The sequence below is a fragment of the Pseudomonas sp. MN1F genome, assembly GCF_009391885.1.
Lineage (GTDB): Bacteria > Pseudomonadota > Gammaproteobacteria > Pseudomonadales > Pseudomonadaceae > Aquipseudomonas.
This window is the reverse complement of record NZ_VZII01000014.1, coordinates 11,943-28,165: the sequence shown is the minus strand read 5'-3', so window position 1 is coordinate 28,165 and position 16,223 is coordinate 11,943. Positions and strand designations below refer to the sequence as shown.

At 59.9% G+C, this 16,223-nt stretch carries 16 protein-coding genes; 9 read left to right on the top strand and 7 right to left on the bottom strand.

The window, feature by feature from the left end:
• The first annotated feature begins 99 nt into the window (after positions 1–99).
• Both F6X59_RS28375 and F6X59_RS09075 read left to right on the top strand, forming a co-directional pair.
• Positions 100–261 (top strand): hypothetical protein, encoded by a 162-nt coding sequence (locus tag F6X59_RS28375; protein ID WP_178120061.1) that lies wholly within the window; start codon positions 100–102, stop codon positions 259–261.
• Positions 262–365: 104 nt separating this feature from the next.
• Complete coding sequence (locus F6X59_RS09075; RefSeq protein ID WP_152955947.1) at positions 366–599, top strand: hypothetical protein; 234 nt, start codon at positions 366–368, stop codon at positions 597–599.
• 54 nt (positions 600–653) lie between these two features.
• Here F6X59_RS09075 and F6X59_RS09070 read toward each other — a convergent pair whose 3' ends face one another.
• On the bottom strand, positions 654–2,336 hold the full coding sequence (locus tag F6X59_RS09070) for an AMP-binding protein (RefSeq protein ID WP_152955946.1): 1,683 nt from the start codon (positions 2,334–2,336) through the stop codon (positions 654–656).
• 220 nt (positions 2,337–2,556) lie between these two features.
• Here F6X59_RS09070 and F6X59_RS09065 point away from each other — a divergent pair, with 220 nt between their 5' ends.
• Genes F6X59_RS09065 through F6X59_RS09050 form a run of 4 tightly spaced genes read left to right on the top strand, consistent with a single transcriptional unit; the run spans position 2,557 to position 8,115 of the window.
• Complete coding sequence (locus F6X59_RS09065) at positions 2,557–3,720, top strand: isovaleryl-CoA dehydrogenase (RefSeq protein ID WP_152955945.1); 1,164 nt, start codon at positions 2,557–2,559, stop codon at positions 3,718–3,720.
• A gap of 19 nt (positions 3,721–3,739) precedes the next feature.
• A complete protein-coding gene (locus tag F6X59_RS09060) occupies positions 3,740–5,347 on the top strand; it encodes a carboxyl transferase domain-containing protein (protein WP_152955944.1) in 1,608 nt (535 codons plus the stop codon).
• A gap of 3 nt (positions 5,348–5,350) precedes the next feature.
• Positions 5,351–6,166: a gamma-carboxygeranoyl-CoA hydratase gene (locus tag F6X59_RS09055; RefSeq protein WP_152955943.1), complete on the top strand. Its 816-nt coding sequence runs from the start codon at positions 5,351–5,353 to the stop codon at positions 6,164–6,166.
• On the top strand, positions 6,163–8,115 hold the full coding sequence (locus tag F6X59_RS09050) for an acetyl/propionyl/methylcrotonyl-CoA carboxylase subunit alpha (protein ID WP_152955942.1): 1,953 nt from the start codon (positions 6,163–6,165) through the stop codon (positions 8,113–8,115). The genes F6X59_RS09055 and F6X59_RS09050 overlap by 4 nt, the downstream gene beginning before the upstream one ends.
• Positions 8,116–8,148: 33 nt before the next feature.
• Here F6X59_RS09050 and F6X59_RS09045 read toward each other — a convergent pair whose 3' ends face one another.
• Entirely contained in the window at positions 8,149–8,856 is a 708-nt protein-coding gene (locus F6X59_RS09045; protein WP_152955941.1) for a LexA family transcriptional regulator, read from the bottom strand.
• An 87-nt stretch (positions 8,857–8,943) separates the two neighbouring features.
• Here F6X59_RS09045 and F6X59_RS09040 point away from each other — a divergent pair, with 87 nt between their 5' ends.
• Both F6X59_RS09040 and F6X59_RS09035 read left to right on the top strand, forming a co-directional pair.
• Positions 8,944–9,255, top strand: a complete 312-nt coding sequence (locus F6X59_RS09040; protein WP_152955940.1) for a DUF6124 family protein — start codon at positions 8,944–8,946, stop codon at positions 9,253–9,255.
• A gap of 432 nt (positions 9,256–9,687) precedes the next feature.
• Complete coding sequence (locus F6X59_RS09035) at positions 9,688–10,203, top strand: DUF4880 domain-containing protein (RefSeq protein ID WP_152955939.1); 516 nt, start codon at positions 9,688–9,690, stop codon at positions 10,201–10,203.
• A 55-nt stretch (positions 10,204–10,258) separates the two neighbouring features.
• On the opposite strand, the gene F6X59_RS09030 is transcribed toward F6X59_RS09035, so the two are convergent.
• The 5 genes from F6X59_RS09030 to F6X59_RS28825 form a co-directional block, all read right to left on the bottom strand.
• The gene (locus F6X59_RS09030; protein ID WP_372240341.1) at positions 10,259–11,476 is read right to left on the bottom strand and encodes an MFS transporter; all 1,218 of its coding nucleotides are present in this window, start codon (positions 11,474–11,476) and stop codon (positions 10,259–10,261) included.
• On the bottom strand, positions 11,460–12,380 hold the full coding sequence (locus F6X59_RS09025) for a glutamate racemase (protein ID WP_178120060.1): 921 nt from the start codon (positions 12,378–12,380) through the stop codon (positions 11,460–11,462). Before F6X59_RS09025 ends, F6X59_RS09030 begins: the two co-directional genes overlap by 17 nt.
• A 7-nt stretch (positions 12,381–12,387) precedes the next feature.
• Positions 12,388–13,194, bottom strand: a complete 807-nt coding sequence (locus tag F6X59_RS09020) for a TauD/TfdA family dioxygenase (RefSeq protein WP_178120059.1) — start codon at positions 13,192–13,194, stop codon at positions 12,388–12,390.
• A gap of 415 nt (positions 13,195–13,609) precedes the next feature.
• On the bottom strand, positions 13,610–14,332 hold the full coding sequence (locus tag F6X59_RS28830; protein WP_372240340.1) for an MFS transporter: 723 nt from the start codon (positions 14,330–14,332) through the stop codon (positions 13,610–13,612).
• Positions 14,272–14,775, bottom strand: coding sequence for an MFS transporter (locus tag F6X59_RS28825; RefSeq protein ID WP_306109979.1), 504 nt, complete (start codon positions 14,773–14,775; stop codon positions 14,272–14,274). The genes F6X59_RS28830 and F6X59_RS28825 overlap by 61 nt, the downstream gene beginning before the upstream one ends.
• A gap of 298 nt (positions 14,776–15,073) precedes the next feature.
• Here F6X59_RS28825 and F6X59_RS09010 point away from each other — a divergent pair, with 298 nt between their 5' ends.
• On the top strand, positions 15,074–16,222 hold the full coding sequence (locus tag F6X59_RS09010) for a M14-type cytosolic carboxypeptidase (protein ID WP_152955937.1): 1,149 nt from the start codon (positions 15,074–15,076) through the stop codon (positions 16,220–16,222).
• Position 16,223: the final 1 nt, after the last annotated feature.

Here is a 16,223-nt window from a genome sequence, read left to right as displayed (position 1 = left end):
CCGGGCACAGGCATGGGGTTCAAAAAAATTGAGCGAACGGCAGCTTCCAGCGGTCAGAGCCTGCAGCACCTCTTCAATTCCCCCATGCGAGGTCAGGCAATGAACATCCCAATTCCACCGGAAACACCCGACCCCAACATCGACGACCCGAGCCTGCCGCCAGCCGTGCCGGAGGAAGACCCGGACGAGCTGCCGATCAAGCCGACCATGCCGCCGACGGTGGGGGATCCGCCGAATGATGAACCACCGGTGAAGGCTTAAGGGTAGACGACCGGACCTGATATTTTTGCCAGTAGCGCGGTTGGTGCGTTGTTTCGATGATGAGTCTCCTCATTACTACAGGAAGATTCACCATGGAGGACGTAATGACTACCGCTGAGCAAAAAGAGTATGAGCAGTACGTTATGGAGTATCTGGAGGATGCGGGCATTGTCGAGCCGACGCCAGGCACACGCTTGGTCGACATGGACAGAGAGAAGCTCAACTTCGCCGCCTTGCAGTTGAAATCGGACTTCGATGCCAGCTTCAAGCTGGAACCCAGCAGTATGACTGTCAGTACCCTGGCTCAAGAATTGTGGAAAGCAGTAAAGTCGCGCTGATCTGACTGCCCTCTTCGCGAGTGTGGCCGCGAAGAGGGCAGTAAAGCTCATGATTCAACCAGAGGTTACAGCCATAATCTCCGACACACTGATCTCCCGCATCAGGAACTTCTGCACTTTCCCTGTGACCGTCATCGGGAATTCCTCAACGAAGCGGAAATGCCGCGGCACCTTGAAGTGTGCAATCCGCTCCTTGCACCAGGCCTGAAGTTCCTCAACCGTAGCGCTGTGCCCCGGATGCAGCTTGATCCAGGCGACGATCTCCTCGCCATAACGGCTGCAAGGAATACCGACCACCTGCGCATCGGCCACCGCCGGATGGGTATAGAAGAACTCTTCCAGCTCACGCGGATAGATGTTCTCGCCGCCGCGAATGATCATGTCCTTGTTGCGCCCGACAATGCGCACATACCCGTGCTCGTCCATCACTGCCAGATCGCCCGAATGCATCCAGCCGGCCGGGTCGATGGCGTCTGCCGTGGCCTGGGGGTTGTCCCAGTAGCCGAGCATCACGCTGTAGCCACGGGTGCACAGTTCGCCAATCTCGCCTCGGGCAACAATGCAGCCATCGGCGTCCACCAGCTTGGTTTCCAGCTGTGGCTGGGTGCGGCCGACGGTGGTCACGCGCAGCTCCAGTTCGTCATCCGGGCCGGTCTGCAGCGACACCGGGCTGGTTTCGGTCATGCCATAGGCGATCTGCACTTCGGCCATGTGCATCTGGTCGATCACCCTGCGCATCACCTCGATCGGACAGGTGGCGCCGGCCATGATGCCGCTGCGCAGGCTCGACAGGTCCAGCTGCGTACGCGACGGGTGGTCGAGCATGGCGATGAACATGGTCGGCACGCCATACAGGATGCTGGCGCGCTCCTCGGCCACGGCGCGCAGGGTGAGTTCGGCATCGAAGGCATCGTTGGGGTAGACCATGGTGCTGCCGTGGGTAATGCAGCCGAGGTTGGCCATGACCATGCCGAAGCAGTGGTACAGCGGCACCGGGATCACCATGCGGTCGCGTTCGCTCAGGCCCAGGCTTTCGCCAACCATGAAGCCGTTGTTGAGGATGTTGTAGTGGCTGAGCGTGGCACCTTTGGGTGCGCCAGTGGTGCCGGAGGTGTACTGGATGTTCACCGGCTGGTCGAACTGCAGGCCCTGCTGACGCGCTGCAAAGGCTTCGCTCGAGATCTGCCCTGCCCGCTCGGCCAGTGCCGGCCAGGGCAGGAAGCCGCTGGGCGGGTTGGCCGCCAGGCTGATCACCCCGCGCAGCTCGGGCAGGCGTTCACTGGCCAGTTCGCCAAGGTTCGCGGTCGCCAACTCCGGTACCAGTTCCTCAACCATGGCATGGTAATCAGAAGTCTTGAACGCATCGGCACACACCAGCCAGCGGCAACCGGACTGGCGTAGTACGTACTCCAGTTCACCCACGCGATAGGCCGGGTTGATGTTGACCAGGATCGCGCCAACCTTGGCGCTGGCCAGTTGCAAAATGCACCACTGGGCGCAGTTGGGCGCCCAGATGCCGACCCGGTCGCCGCTGTTCACGCCCAGGGCCATCAGGGCGCGGGCATGGGTGTCGACCTGTTCGGCCAGCTGCCGCCAGCTGTAGCGCAGGCCCTGGTGGCGCACCACCAGCGCTTCGCCATCGGCGCAGCGGGCCACGGTGGCGTCGAAGGCCTGGCCGATGGTCAGGGTTAGCAGCGGTTGGTCCTGGCGGCCACGGGTGTAGCTTGGTTGACTCATGGGTGTCCCTTCTTGTGGTTGTTCTGGGCACGGCTGAAGCGAGCTGGGAATACTCTGGCGCAGATTTACGTTTACGTAAAGGTGATGAGCGGATTGACAGTAATCGAAGGCAGGTTTACGTTAACGTAAAGGTGATGAACCACACCTGTCCCTGCACATCCGCCAGCGAATCCATGGGCTACGGTGTAATCCAATTTCAAGAACAACAAGGTGCCCCAGCATGCATTACCCCTCCCTGAACTTCGCCCTGGGCGAAACCATCGACATGCTCCGCGACCAGGTGCGCACCTTCGTTGCCGCCGAGCTGGCCCCGCGCGCCGCGCAGATCGACCATGACAACCTGTTCCCCGCCGACATGTGGCGCAAGTTCGGCGACATGGGCCTGCTGGGCATTACCGTTGCCGAGGAATACGGCGGCGCCGGCCTGGGCTACCTGGCCCATGTGGTGTCGATGGAAGAGATCAGCCGCGGCTCCGCTTCGGTCGCCCTCTCCTACGGCGCCCATTCCAACCTCTGCGTGAACCAGATCAACCGCAACGGCACCCATGAGCAGAAGCTCAAGTACCTGCCCAAGCTGATCAGCGGCGAGCACATCGGCGCCCTGGCCATGAGCGAACCCAACGCCGGCTCCGACGTGGTGTCGATGAAGCTGCGCGCCGAGAAGCGCGGTGACCACTATGTGCTCAACGGCAGCAAGACCTGGATCACCAACGGCCCCGACGCCAACACCTACGTGATCTACGCCAAGACCGACCTGGACAAGGGCCCGCACGGCATCACCGCGTTCATCGTCGAGCGCGACTGGAAAGGCTTCAGCCGCAGCAACAAGTTCGACAAGCTGGGCATGCGCGGCTCCAACACCTGTGAGCTGTTCTTCGACGGCGTCGAAGTGCCGCAAGAAAACATCCTCGGCCAGCTCAACGGTGGTGTGCGTGTGCTGATGAGCGGCCTGGACTACGAGCGCGTGGTGCTGTCCGGTGGCCCGACCGGCATCATGCAAAGCTGCATGGACCTGGTGGTGCCGTACATCCACGACCGCAAGCAGTTCGGCCAGAGCATCGGCGAGTTCCAGCTGATCCAGGGCAAGATCGCCGACATGTACACCCAACTCAACGCCAGCCGCGCCTACCTGTATGCCGTAGCCCAGGCCTGCGACCGTGGCGAGACCACCCGCAAGGACGCCGCCGGGGTGATCCTCTACACCGCCGAACGCGCCACGCAAATGGCCCTGGAAGCGATCCAGATTCTCGGTGGCAACGGCTACATCAACGAATTCCCGGCGGGCCGCCTGCTGCGCGACGCCAAGCTGTACGAAATCGGCGCCGGCACCAGCGAAATCCGCCGGATGCTGATCGGCCGCGAACTGTTCAACGAAACCCGCTGAGCACAGGGGACGGGCGCACATGGCTACCTTGCACACCCAGATCAACCCGCGTTCGGCGGAGTTTGCCGGCAACAGCGCGGCCATGCTCGAACAGGTCCAGGCCCTGCGCGGCCTGCTCGCCCAGGTGGCCCAGGGCGGCGGCCCCAAGGCCCAGGAGCGGCACACCTCGCGGGGCAAGCTGCTGCCGCGCGAGCGCATCGACCGCCTGCTCGACCCGGGCTCGCCGTTCCTCGAGCTCGGCCAGCTGGCCGCCCATGAGGTGTACGGCGAAGACGTGCCAGCCGCCGGCGTGATCGCCGGCATCGGCCGCGTCGAAGGCGTGGAATGCATGATCGTGGCCAACGACGCCACGGTCAAAGGCGGCTCCTACTACCCGCTGACGGTGAAAAAACACCTGCGCGCGCAGACCATCGCCCTGCAGAACCGCCTGCCGTGCATCTACCTGGTGGATTCCGGCGGCGCCAACCTGCCGCGCCAGGATGAAGTGTTCCCCGACCGCGAACACTTTGGGCGGATCTTCTTCAACCAGGCCAACATGAGTGCCCTGGGCATCCCGCAGATCGCCGTGGTGATGGGCTCGTGCACCGCGGGTGGCGCCTACGTGCCGGCCATGGCGGACGAGGCGATCATGGTCCGCCAGCAAGCGACCATCTTCCTCGCCGGCCCTCCGCTGGTGAAGGCGGCAACCGGTGAAGTAGTGAGCGCCGAAGACCTCGGCGGCGCCGATGTGCACTGCCGCACCAGCGGCGTCGCCGACCACTACGCCGACAACGACGAACACGCCCTGGCCATCGCCCGGCGCAGTGTCGCCAACCTCAACTGGCACAAGCTCGGCAAGCTGCAGCGCCAGGCGCCAGTGGCACCGCTGTATGCCGCCGACGAGCTGTATGGCGTGGTCCCGGCCGATGCCAAGCAGCCGTTCGACGTGCGCGAAGTGATCGCACGGCTGGTCGACGGCTCGGTGTTCGATGAGTTCAAGGCGCTGTTCGGCACCACCCTGGTGTGCGGCTTCGCCCACCTGCATGGCTACCCGGTAGCAATCCTGGCCAACAACGGCATCCTCTTCGCGGAAGCTGCGCAAAAAGGCGCGCACTTCATCGAGCTGGCCTGCCAGCGCGGCATCCCGCTGTTGTTCCTGCAGAACATCACCGGCTTCATGGTCGGCAAGAAGTACGAGGAAGGCGGCATCGCCAAGCACGGCGCCAAGCTGGTCACCGCCGTGGCCTGCGCCCAGGTGCCGAAGTTCACGGTGATCATCGGTGGCAGCTTCGGCGCTGGCAACTACGGCATGTGCGGCCGCGCCTACGACCCGCGCTTCCTGTGGATGTGGCCCAATGCGCGGATCGGCGTGATGGGCGCCGAGCAGGCCGCCGGGGTGCTGGCCCAGGTCAAGCGCGAGCAGAGTGAACGCAGCGGCCAGACCTTCAGCGCCGAGGACGAGGCAAAGCTCAAGCAGCCGATCCTCGACCAGTACGAGCACCAGGGCCACCCCTACTACTCCAGCGCCCGCCTGTGGGACGACGGTGTCATCGACCCGGCGCAAACCCGCGACGTGCTCGGCCTGGCGTTATCCGCCGCGCTGAACGCCCCGATCGAACAGAGCCGCTTCGGCATTTTCCGGATGTGACCCATGAGCGATTTCAGCACCCTCGAAGTGATCCGCGACCCCCGCGGCTTCGCCACCCTGTGGCTAAGCCGCGAGGACAAGAACAACGCCTTCAATGCGCTGATGATCCGCGAGCTGATCGTCGCCCTCGACCAACTGGCCGAAGACGCCAGCCTGCGTTTTTTGCTGCTGCGCGGCCGTGGCCGGCACTTCAGCGCCGGTGCCGACCTGGCCTGGATGCAGCAATCGGCGCAGCTGGACTTCAACACCAACCTGGATGACGCCCGCGAGCTCGGCGAGCTGATGTACGCCCTGCACCGCCTCAAGGCACCGACCCTGGCCGTGGTGCAAGGCGCGGCCTTCGGCGGCGCGTTGGGCCTGATCAGTTGCTGCGACATGGCCATTGGCGCCGAAGACGCCCAGCTGTGCCTGTCGGAAGTGCGCATCGGCCTGGCCCCGGCGGTGATCAGCCCGTTCGTGGTCAAGGCCATCGGTGAACGCGCCGCACGCCGCTATGCCCTTACCGCCGAGCGTTTCAGCGGCGAGCGGGCCCGCGAGCTGGGCCTGCTGGCCGAGGTGTACCCGGCCAGCGAACTGGACGCACAGGTGGAAGCCTGGGTGAACAACCTGCTGCAGAACAGCCCGCAAGCGCTGCGCGCCACCAAGGACCTGCTGCGCGAAGTGGACGACGGCGAACTCAGCCCGGCCCTGCGCCGTTACTGCGAAAACACCATCGCCCGCATCCGCGTCAGCGCCGAAGGCCAGGAGGGCCTGCGCGCCTTCCTGGAAAAGCGCCGCCCCGCCTGGCAAACCGACGACAAGAAGGAGCCGCGCCCATGAGCCGCCCCGCTTTGACCACCCTGCTGGTCGCCAACCGTGGCGAGATCGCCTGCCGGGTCATGCGCACCGCCAAGGCCATGGGCCTGACCACCGTCGCCGTGCACAGCGCCACCGACCGTGACGCCCGCCACAGCCGCGAAGCGGATATTCGCGTCGACCTGGGCGGCAGCAAGGCCGCCGACAGCTACCTGGTGGTCGACAAGATCCTCGCTGCGGCCAAGGCCAGCGGCGCCCAGGCCATCCACCCGGGCTACGGCTTCCTGTCCGAAAACGCAGGCTTTGCCCGCGCCATCGAACAGGCCGGTTTGATCTTCCTCGGCCCACCGGCCAGCGCCATCGATGCCATGGGCAGCAAGTCGGCGGCCAAGGCCCTGATGGAAGAAGCCGGGGTGCCACTGGTACCTGGTTACCACGGCGAAGCCCAGGACCTGGATACCTTCCGCGCCGCCGCCGAACGCATCGGCTACCCGGTGCTGCTCAAGGCCAGCGCAGGGGGTGGCGGCAAGGGCATGAAAGTGGTCGAGGACGAAAGCCAGCTGGCCGACGCCCTGGCCTCGGCCCAGCGTGAGGCGCAGTCGTCGTTCGGCGATGCGCGCATGCTGGTGGAAAAGTACGTACTCAAGCCACGCCACGTGGAAATCCAGGTGTTCGCCGACCAGCACGGCAACTGCCTGTACCTCAACGAGCGTGATTGCTCGATCCAGCGTCGCCACCAGAAGGTCGTTGAGGAAGCGCCAGCGCCGGGCCTGTCCGCCGAATTGCGCCGGGCCATGGGTGAGGCCGCAGTACGCGCAGCCCAAGCCATTGGCTATGTCGGTGCCGGTACCGTCGAGTTTCTGCTCGATGCCCGTGGCGAGTTCTTCTTCATGGAGATGAACACCCGCCTGCAGGTCGAGCACCCGGTCACCGAAGCCATCACTGGCCTTGATCTGGTGGCCTGGCAGATTCGCGTGGCCTGCGGCGAGCCGCTGCCGATCACCCAGGAGCAGGTGCCGCTGATCGGCCATGCCATCGAGGTGCGGCTGTATGCCGAGGACCCGGCCAATGAATTCCTGCCGGCCACCGGTACGCTCACGCTGTACCGCGAGTCGGCACCCGGCGAAGGCCGCCGGGTGGACAGCGGGGTCAGCGAGGGTGATGTGGTGTCGCCGTTCTACGACCCGATGCTGGGCAAGCTGATCGCCTGGGGGCAGGACCGCGAGCAGGCGCGCCTGCGCTTGCTGGCGATGCTCGACGAATTCGCCATCGGCGGGCTGAAGACCAACATTGCCTTCCTGCGGCGCATCCTGGCCCACCCGTCCTTTGCCGCAGCCGAACTGGATACCGGCTTCATTCCCCGGCATCAGGATGTGTTGCTGCCAGCACCAAAGGCACTGCCTGCGGGCTTCTGGGAAGCTGCAGCAGAAGCCTGGCTGCAAGGCCAGGCGCCACACCAGCGGGCCGACGATGCACGTTCGCCGTGGGCCGAGCGCAATGGCCTGCGCCTGGGGCTGCCGGCGCGCAGCAGCCTGCACCTGGTGAGTGGCGGCGAAAACCAGGCGGTTGCCCTGGAGCGTAGCGCCACCGCTACCTGGCAGCTTGACGGGGAGCAGCTGGGCCATGACCAGGACGGTATCCGTCGCCGCTATCTGGCGGTACGTCGCGGGGGCACGCTGTTCCTGCGTTGGGATGGCGAGGTGCATGCCGTCGAAGCCTTCGACCCGATCGCCGAGGCCGAGGCCAGCCACAGCCATCAGGGTGGGCTGGGTGCGCCCATGAACGGCAGTATCGTGCGGGTGCTGGTGGAGCCTGGCCAGCCAGTGGAGGCTGGAACCGCGCTGGTGGTGTTGGAGGCGATGAAGATGGAGCACAGCATCCGTGCGCCCCATGCCGGGACGGTGAAAGCGCTGTTCTGCCAGGAAGGGGATATGGTCAGCGAAGGGACGGTGTTGGTCGAACTGGCCGAGTAAGGCATACAGGGGCCGCTGTGCGGCCCCAGCAATCTAGAAGACGCCGTGCACCCGCACGACCACGCCGAGAAACTCGCAGCCTTCTTCACACACCAGCGTCGGATAACTGCGGTTCAGCGCCTTCAGGTACTGCTGCCCACCCTCCTCGGCCAGCTCACGCAGGATCGCCGTCTTGCCCGGCTGCCGGGCAATCACCAAGCGCCCCGGCTCCACTTCCAGCCCCGGATCCACCAGTATTCGCATGCCCTGCGGCACACTGCGGCCACTGGCCGAGCTCATCGTGTCGTTTTCCACGGTCAACCAGAACGCCTTGCCCTGGGCCAGGTAGTCCGTCTGTTCGAATACACCAGGCTCGACAGCCTCTGCGGCACCTAGCTCATCCCACGCCAACACCGGGTAGCGAAAGCACACGATGTATTGCATGAGGTCGAGTTCGTCATCGTCGTCATCCACCTCGTAGATGCCACGCTCCTCGCCAACCTGACCCTGAATGCGCAGCTGCAAGCTGACGCTGTAGTGGGGCATGCCAATCTCGACGAACGTACGGTTCATCGACTCGATCTTCGGCTGGCGCCGCTTGTTCACCCAATGCCCCACGCTGCCTTGAGACACGCCAACGCGCTCGGCAAGCTGCTCTTGAGTGAGCTTCAGCTCCTCCATCCGGTCACGGACGAGGGCAATCCATTTATCCATATTCATCGCTGGCACGATACGGACTGCCTTCTGGCGCTCAATAAACATTCAGTATTATTTCTAGAAAAGCACATAAATACCCAAGGTATTAAACTCAGGCAGAACCCTTTCCCATTGGCCTGCGCAGGTATCAGGATGAAACCACCGAAAGACGACGTAACAGATCTCGACAGCGAAGCAGCCCGCCGCGCGCTCGATTACTACCTTAATCCGAACCCCACGCGCCCAAGCGCGCATAACAGAATCTGGACCCTGCACGAAGACGTCACCGCCGAGCAGGCCCAGAACCACGCCATCGAGCTGCTGCGCTGCGCCGCCGCCACAGCCCACGAAACCGCCACTCACCAGGAAGGCAGCACCCGCGAACTGACGTTCGCGCTAATGCACATGATCGACATGGCCAGGGCCCTGCTGGAGCACAGACGCGCCCTGCAGAACGGGTTATAGGCAAAAGAAGAAGGGAGAAACGTGATGGCCGAATACCGGCCAAAGGCCCCGTTTGCCGGGACAAGGAAGCGCGCCGGTAAAACTTTTTTACCGGATAAATGAAAATTCATTTGACTGGCAAATGATAACGATTATTATTGCACTCAGCTGATCGCAAGATCTGCTGGATAACCCGGAGCTTAGGTCGCTCCAGATTATCTCCTCATCAGGCTAATCACGGTTTTTGACCCGGCTTTTTGCCGGGTCTTTTTTTTTGCTCTTCAGGCTAATGAAGATCGTTGATGGCGCGCATGATAGCAAAAGTGTTTCAGAGCGTGAACGCTCATTACAAATCTTTGCGGAATCAGCACTTGAGAATCAATCTCGTTTTAACTACGCTGTTTCTGCATCAAGGACGATGCCCCCACCCCTACCCCGAGCAAGGAGCTGTCCATGAGCCGTCTGCTGCTGCCCCTTGAGCATCCCACGCCTTCCCGCGAACATGCTGTCGAGAATGAGCTGCTGTATGCACTCAAGCGCCTGCCTCGGCGTGTGCAGCAAGTGTTCCTGCTCAACCGCCTCGATCAGCTGGACTTTGCCAGCATCGCCAAGCGCCTCGACCTCCCGCTGCTCAGCATCGAACGCAACATGAACCAGGCCCTGCATGTGGTGCAACCACGCGGGGATGCACTGGCCAGTCTGGCCGGGCAATGGTATGTGCGCCTGCAGAGCCCGGACGTGACGTCGTGCGAGCGCATCGACTTTCGCCGCTGGCTGGATGCGGCACCTGCACACCTGCAGTCGTTTCACGATACCGAGCTGCGCTGGCGCAGCCTGCTCGCCCCGGCGCGGGAGCTGGGGCACGATGGCTGGTATCGGCAAGGGCGTGCGGCCCTATCGTTGGGCGGGTGTTCGGTGGCGGTTGGCTTGGGTATCGCAGCGCTGTTGTTGTTTGGCTATTGGGCGTGAGCGAGCGCGTCATCCTACCGGACTGCACCGACCTTCAACGGCTGTTTAAAAGTCGTCAGGTCGACTGAGGCTTCATCGTCTGATAACGCCTGCTTGTAGTAAACAACACAACTGCAGAAGCGACCGCCAATACTCCCCAGCCGTAATTATAAGTGCCGAAGACATCTCGCAATAAGCCAACAAGCGGGGGCGTCAAGATAACGGATACCTGATTGGCTGTCATGGCCATACCCAGCGCGAAGCCTTTACGGTCAGCGGGGGCAGTTTCTGCTACGTAGGCTACCCACGGGCCATACCATCCGTAGACAAAAAATCCAGTGACTGCCATGAATATACTCAGGGTCGCCAGATCTAAACCCTTTACCAAGGGTAATAGTATCAATAAGGCAGTTACTGCACCTAGGCAGGTCATCACAGGATAATACCTCCCTGCCTTGCAACGGTCACTCCAAGCTGCGAGGCTTATTCTTCCGACGATGCCCGACCCCAGCACCAGAAAGAACATCATGGTCGCCATGAAACTATCAAGTCCAAGAGCCGTGTGCAGATACAGCACTAAAAACACAGAGATAGCGTACTGCGCGGCCGTCAGGCAAGCACCCGAAACCATGATATTTTTCATGGAAGGCTCCGTAACCATCGATAGCCGAGATTGGATGATATCTCTCAGATCGATCTGCTCTTTTGGGCTGCACGGAGACAGTCCAGGACTCCGATACAACAGCATAAACAAAAGAGCACCCACCAAGGCGACCAAGCCGCCTGCCAGAAAAGCTGCTTGAACAGAGTATTCGACAGCAATAAATGGCAGCAGCAGGATCGCCATGGCGCCGCCGAGTGGCAACCCGGCTTGACGAATGCCCATGGCAAAACCCAACTGGCCACCTTCGAACCAATTTGATACAGACTTGCTCCCTCCAGGCTGGGCAGTACTGTAACCGAAGCCTAATATGACAAGAATTATGAGCAACTCAGTGTAGCTATTGACCAGGGCTGCAACGCACAGTGAGCCCCCGACGATCAACGTCCCAATACCTACAACGAACCTCTCGTCAAATCTATCCAGCAATTCGCCAGCCACCAACAACCCAATCATCGGGACCAATTGCGCGGCTGAAACCAGCATACCCACCTGCCAGTTATCAAGACCCATGGCATTTTTTACGTCTAGTGCGATCGCCCCAAAGCCTTGAACAAAAAAGCAGGCACATGCTTGTGCAAGTGTAGCGGCGAAAAGAACCACCCAACGATACTGATTATTTCGTAACCCCACGCCCCAGCCCTCCTTCTAAAGCACTCAAAATGTACGACCATGAAGAGATGAACCCATTTTTTCGGAGCACCCGCTGATAGTGACTTGCACCTCGCTGACGGGTAAAAATTGCGGCCTTTGCAGGTCGATGGGTAGACGCGAGTCTTGCTCCCGTCAGAGCGAACACCTGCAACGCAATTTTATTTGCAGGGTCGACCCAGTGCTCGACGGACGGAAAGATCTCATTCAGCTCATCAATCAAATGCGGAAAATGGGTACAACCAAGAATCACGGTATCGACAGATAAACGTTCCTTTGCTGTCAACTGATCGCTGACCCAATCAGAGAAACCCTTGAAATCGGGCTTTTGCCCCGACAGCTTTCTTTCAGAGAGGGTAACTAAAGACTGGGCAGCCATTGACCACAGATTTGCGTGCATTCTGGCACCTGCTACTTTATGGCAGATATAATCACTCTTGACCGTGCCGGGAGTGGCAAGCAAGACAATCTGCTTACTCACCGAAACCTCAAGTGCCTCTTCTATGAGAGGGACGACCGAAAATACATGATGATTACGCGGTTCAAAACCATGTTCTATTAGCGCTATTGACGCGGTATTACACGCCAATACGAACGCCGAGGGCTTGACCTGGTTGCATAGCTGATCAAACAATTGCTGGACTCTTCCAGCAACTGCGCTGCCGGGTTTATTACCGTAAGGATACCAATCGTTATCCACTACATAGAGGATGCTTGCGCCTGGAATCAGCCGCTCCAGTTGTCGCACGACAGTCAAGCCGCCCACGCCTGAATCAAGTACCACGATTGGACGTTCTGAGCCGAACCCTTGAACATCATTAAAACTGACTTCGTCATCAAACCAAAAACCGGGTGGAACTACCCGTGGCGTTTTTTGGGCTACCATCGATATCCTATGCATTGATGGCGCGAGTACTTATAGAGTTCCGCATCGCACGAGACGATTTCAAACTTGATGCGAACACCACCCTCGACAACCAGCGAGCGCGTTCACCATAGTGAGCCTTGAAGGAGTCCCGTGCATGCACGCAACGATAGTTATCGATGAAGGCGCAATCGCCGGGTTCAAGCATGAGTGCTACACGATTCTCTGCGAAGTGCGTCAGCAGCCTTTCCAGTGCTTGCCGCTCGATGCCTTCATACTCATCAATACTCAGCGTTGCAGCGTTGATCTTGACGTAGGGGACGTCGCTGTGCCCGAACAGAATACTCTGGGCGCTTTCCTCTATTACATTAGACGTGACATGGATTGGATTGTGAGAAATTCTGAACCTTGGCTCAAACAGCACCTTTCTCTCCTCAGCACTCAACTTGATATTATCGAGACTTGAAATAATGGTTGCTGCGCGCTCTTCGTTGCGCATGCATACCAGTCCCACGTACTCAGGCCGAGCGGGATGAAAGGCATCTTCCACATGGAAGCCAAAGGCCAAGTCAGACCCTGCGCTCGAATTGGCGATTGTTTTATTTCCTTCAAGAGGAACAATAGTATTGTAAATACTACCGTTACGTTGCGATGTGAACCCAATTGCCTCGCCTAGTAACGACCCATAAAGGCCATGCAGTATCTCTGCATCATTCAAACGATAGTCTTCGTCTAACTCGACGTATCGGGACGGCGTGGGTCCCGGACCATCAGCCAACACCGGATTTGCCGACAACCACAAGCGCCGAATCATCTTCCCTTCGCTTGAAATCATAAAATGCTTCGCGTATGCCTATCGGTAGCTCATGGGCATACAAAGCAGCTTTTTCCATGAAGCTGTATTGATTTGACATTGCGGGTTGTTGAAGGATTTCATCCAACAAGCTGCGGACCTGTATATGCTCGGCTCGGGTTAACAGAATTCGCTTTACTGAGGTCGCCATAATAAACATCTCCCTCCACTTATTGAAGTATCACTACTGGGGCTTACCAAGGTGGAAACGAGAATAAATACTTCAACTAAGGACAGTCAACCTTCACCACTGTAGGGCATTTCTTTTTTAGCATGAGAAAAATCAGTGCTTTAAAAAAAATGAGCTTTTTCCATATCATCGTTAAAACCCTCTGACCGTAATTGACTTGGGTGTGTGTGTGGGAGGGGCTGTGGTAGTTTGGCCATTAGGCCTGAGTTACATACCCGCTGGGGCCGCAGCCACCCGCGCTTTACGCTCCAAGCCTTTCAGATAGACGAGCAAATACCAGCCTGCAAGGCTGGAAGCAATAAAGCCCAGCGCCAGACTCATCGGCAAGCTGCCGCTGATCGAAGCCACCAGCATGCTGGCGCCCCCACCGAATGCAAACAACATCGTATTGTTGAGCGAAGCCGCTGCACCTGCCCGCTCTGGGTGCCGGCCCAACGCATGTGTCGTTGCAGCTGGCCGAACGATGGTTGTACCGATGGTACAGAGCACCAATGGAAACAGAAGGCTGAAAACTCCAAGCTCATGTACGGTTACAACCAAACATAGAGCAACCCCAGCCAGACCGATGAGCGCGAATCCCCAACCAACCTGCGCCTGCATCCCCATGCGGCCATTCAGCCAGCTGGCAATGAATCCGCCGACCATGTATGCCAGCCCATATCCGAGAAAGACCATGGAGAAGGCGAACTCCGTCAGGCCCAGCTGTTCGATTAGCATCAAGGGGGACACAACCACAAATGAAAAATGACAGGCGAACGCCAAGCATGAAAAAAGCGAGCTGACGAGAAAAGTGCGATCCTTGAGCAAAACCTGATAACTACTCAACATGCCTGCACTGCCAGGTAATGTCGGCTTCTCTTGCAGTAACCTCAAGGCAAGCACCAGCACAACAACGGCCAGCACCACAAAGACCTGAAGCTGCCTGCCCACCCGAAATACTGCTGGAGCACGCTGCCTGCAAGCGGCGACAAAGAAATAAACAAGCCACTTCCGCTGGTCATCAGGATACGCATCGCATTGCGCTGCTGGCCACTGAACTTATCCTGCACCAGCGCCTGGCTAAGCACGAAGCACCCGCAGCCCAACGCCTGTAGTAAACGAAAGGCAATGAAGCCTTCGTAACTGGTTGCGACGATACACCCCACCGCACCTGCAACGGAAACCACTAGACCAGCAATCAGCAGGCGCTTTCGCCCCATTCGGTCAGAAAGCGGACCGATGATGGTTTGCGAAATGGCGACACCGACAGCGAACAGGCTGATCGAATAGGCAATGTACTGCGCATCGACAGCAAAGTCCCGGGCCAACAAAGGCACAGAGGGTAAAATCACATCGAGCGGAAATACGCCCAAAAGTGTGATAAGAAGGAGCAATAAAACATAACACTTAGTGGACTTCGGAGTGTCTCGCCTACTCATCGAGCCAGCCCTTTCCTCAATCTATATAAATAAGATGTAATCGAGCCCGACTACCTAATTGAGTACCGCGTCATTCTGACGCCCGATATTTCGCCATTAAAGAAAGATGCGCAAGATTAATCTTTGAAGGAAAAGCCCATAGCACTTGTAGGAAACTTCCCGCACCCCAAACTCGCGCGCCCGTTAGTCCACCCACACACCCACCCTCAAGCGGTGTACAGTACCCCCACAACAAATCCCAAGGAGCCCGCCCATGACCGTGAAGCTGTCCCCCCTGCAAATCGACTGCGATTTCGATTCCGGCAACATCCAGGTCCTGGATGCCAGCAACCCGGCCCAGGTGCACCTGGCCATCCGCCCGGACACGAACAGCGGCCACTTCCAGTGGTTCCACTTCAAGGTCAGCGGCCTCACCCCGGGCCAGGTCCACCGCTTCAGCCTGGACAACGCCAGCGAGTCTTCCTACAAGAACGCCTGGAGCGGCTACAACGCCGTCGCCTCCTACGACCAACAGACCTGGTTCCGCGTGCCGAGCCAGTTCGATGGCAAGGCGCTGTCGTTCGAGCTCAAGGCCGAGCAAGAGCAGGCCTGGTTCGCCTACTTCGAGCCCTACCCGCGTGCCCGCCACAACCAGCTGATAGAACGCGCCCAGCAGATCCCTGGCGTCGAGCTGCTGGCCCACGGCCGCAGCGTGCAAGGCCGGGACATCCCACTGCTGCGCGCAGGCGATGGTGCGGCGGGCAAGCGCAAGCTGTGGCTGATTGCCCAGCAGCACCCAGGCGAGCACATGGCCGAGTGGTTCATGGAGGGGGTGATCGACCGGCTGCAAGCCAATGACCCAACCGTTCAGAAGCTGCTGGAAAAAGCCGACCTGTACCTGATCCCGAACATGAACCCGGACGGCGCCTTCCTCGGCCACCTGCGCACCAACTTCAAAGGCAAGGACCTGAACCGGGCCTGGCAGGATGCCAGTGTCGAGTTCAGCCCGGAGGTGTTCTTTGCCCAGGCGCAGATGAAGCAGTACGGGGTGGATGCATTCATCGACGTACATGGGGATGAGGAAATCCCGCATGTATTCACGGCGGCCTGCGAGGGCAACCCGGGGTACACGCCACGACTGGCCAAGCTGGAACAACAGTTCCGCACGACCTTGTGCAGCGTGACCCCGGACTTCCAGACGGTGCATGGCTACACGCGGGACGAACCGGGGCAGGCGAATACCACGCTGGCGTGCAATGCGGTGGGGATGGCGTATGACTGCCTGTCGCTGACCCTGGAGATGCCGTTCAAGGACCATGACGATGCACCGGAACCGCTGGCCGAATGGTCGGGGGCGCGGTCCAAGGTGTTGGCCGGGGCGGTGCTGGAAACTTTGTTGAAGATGGTCGACGATTTGCGCTGAG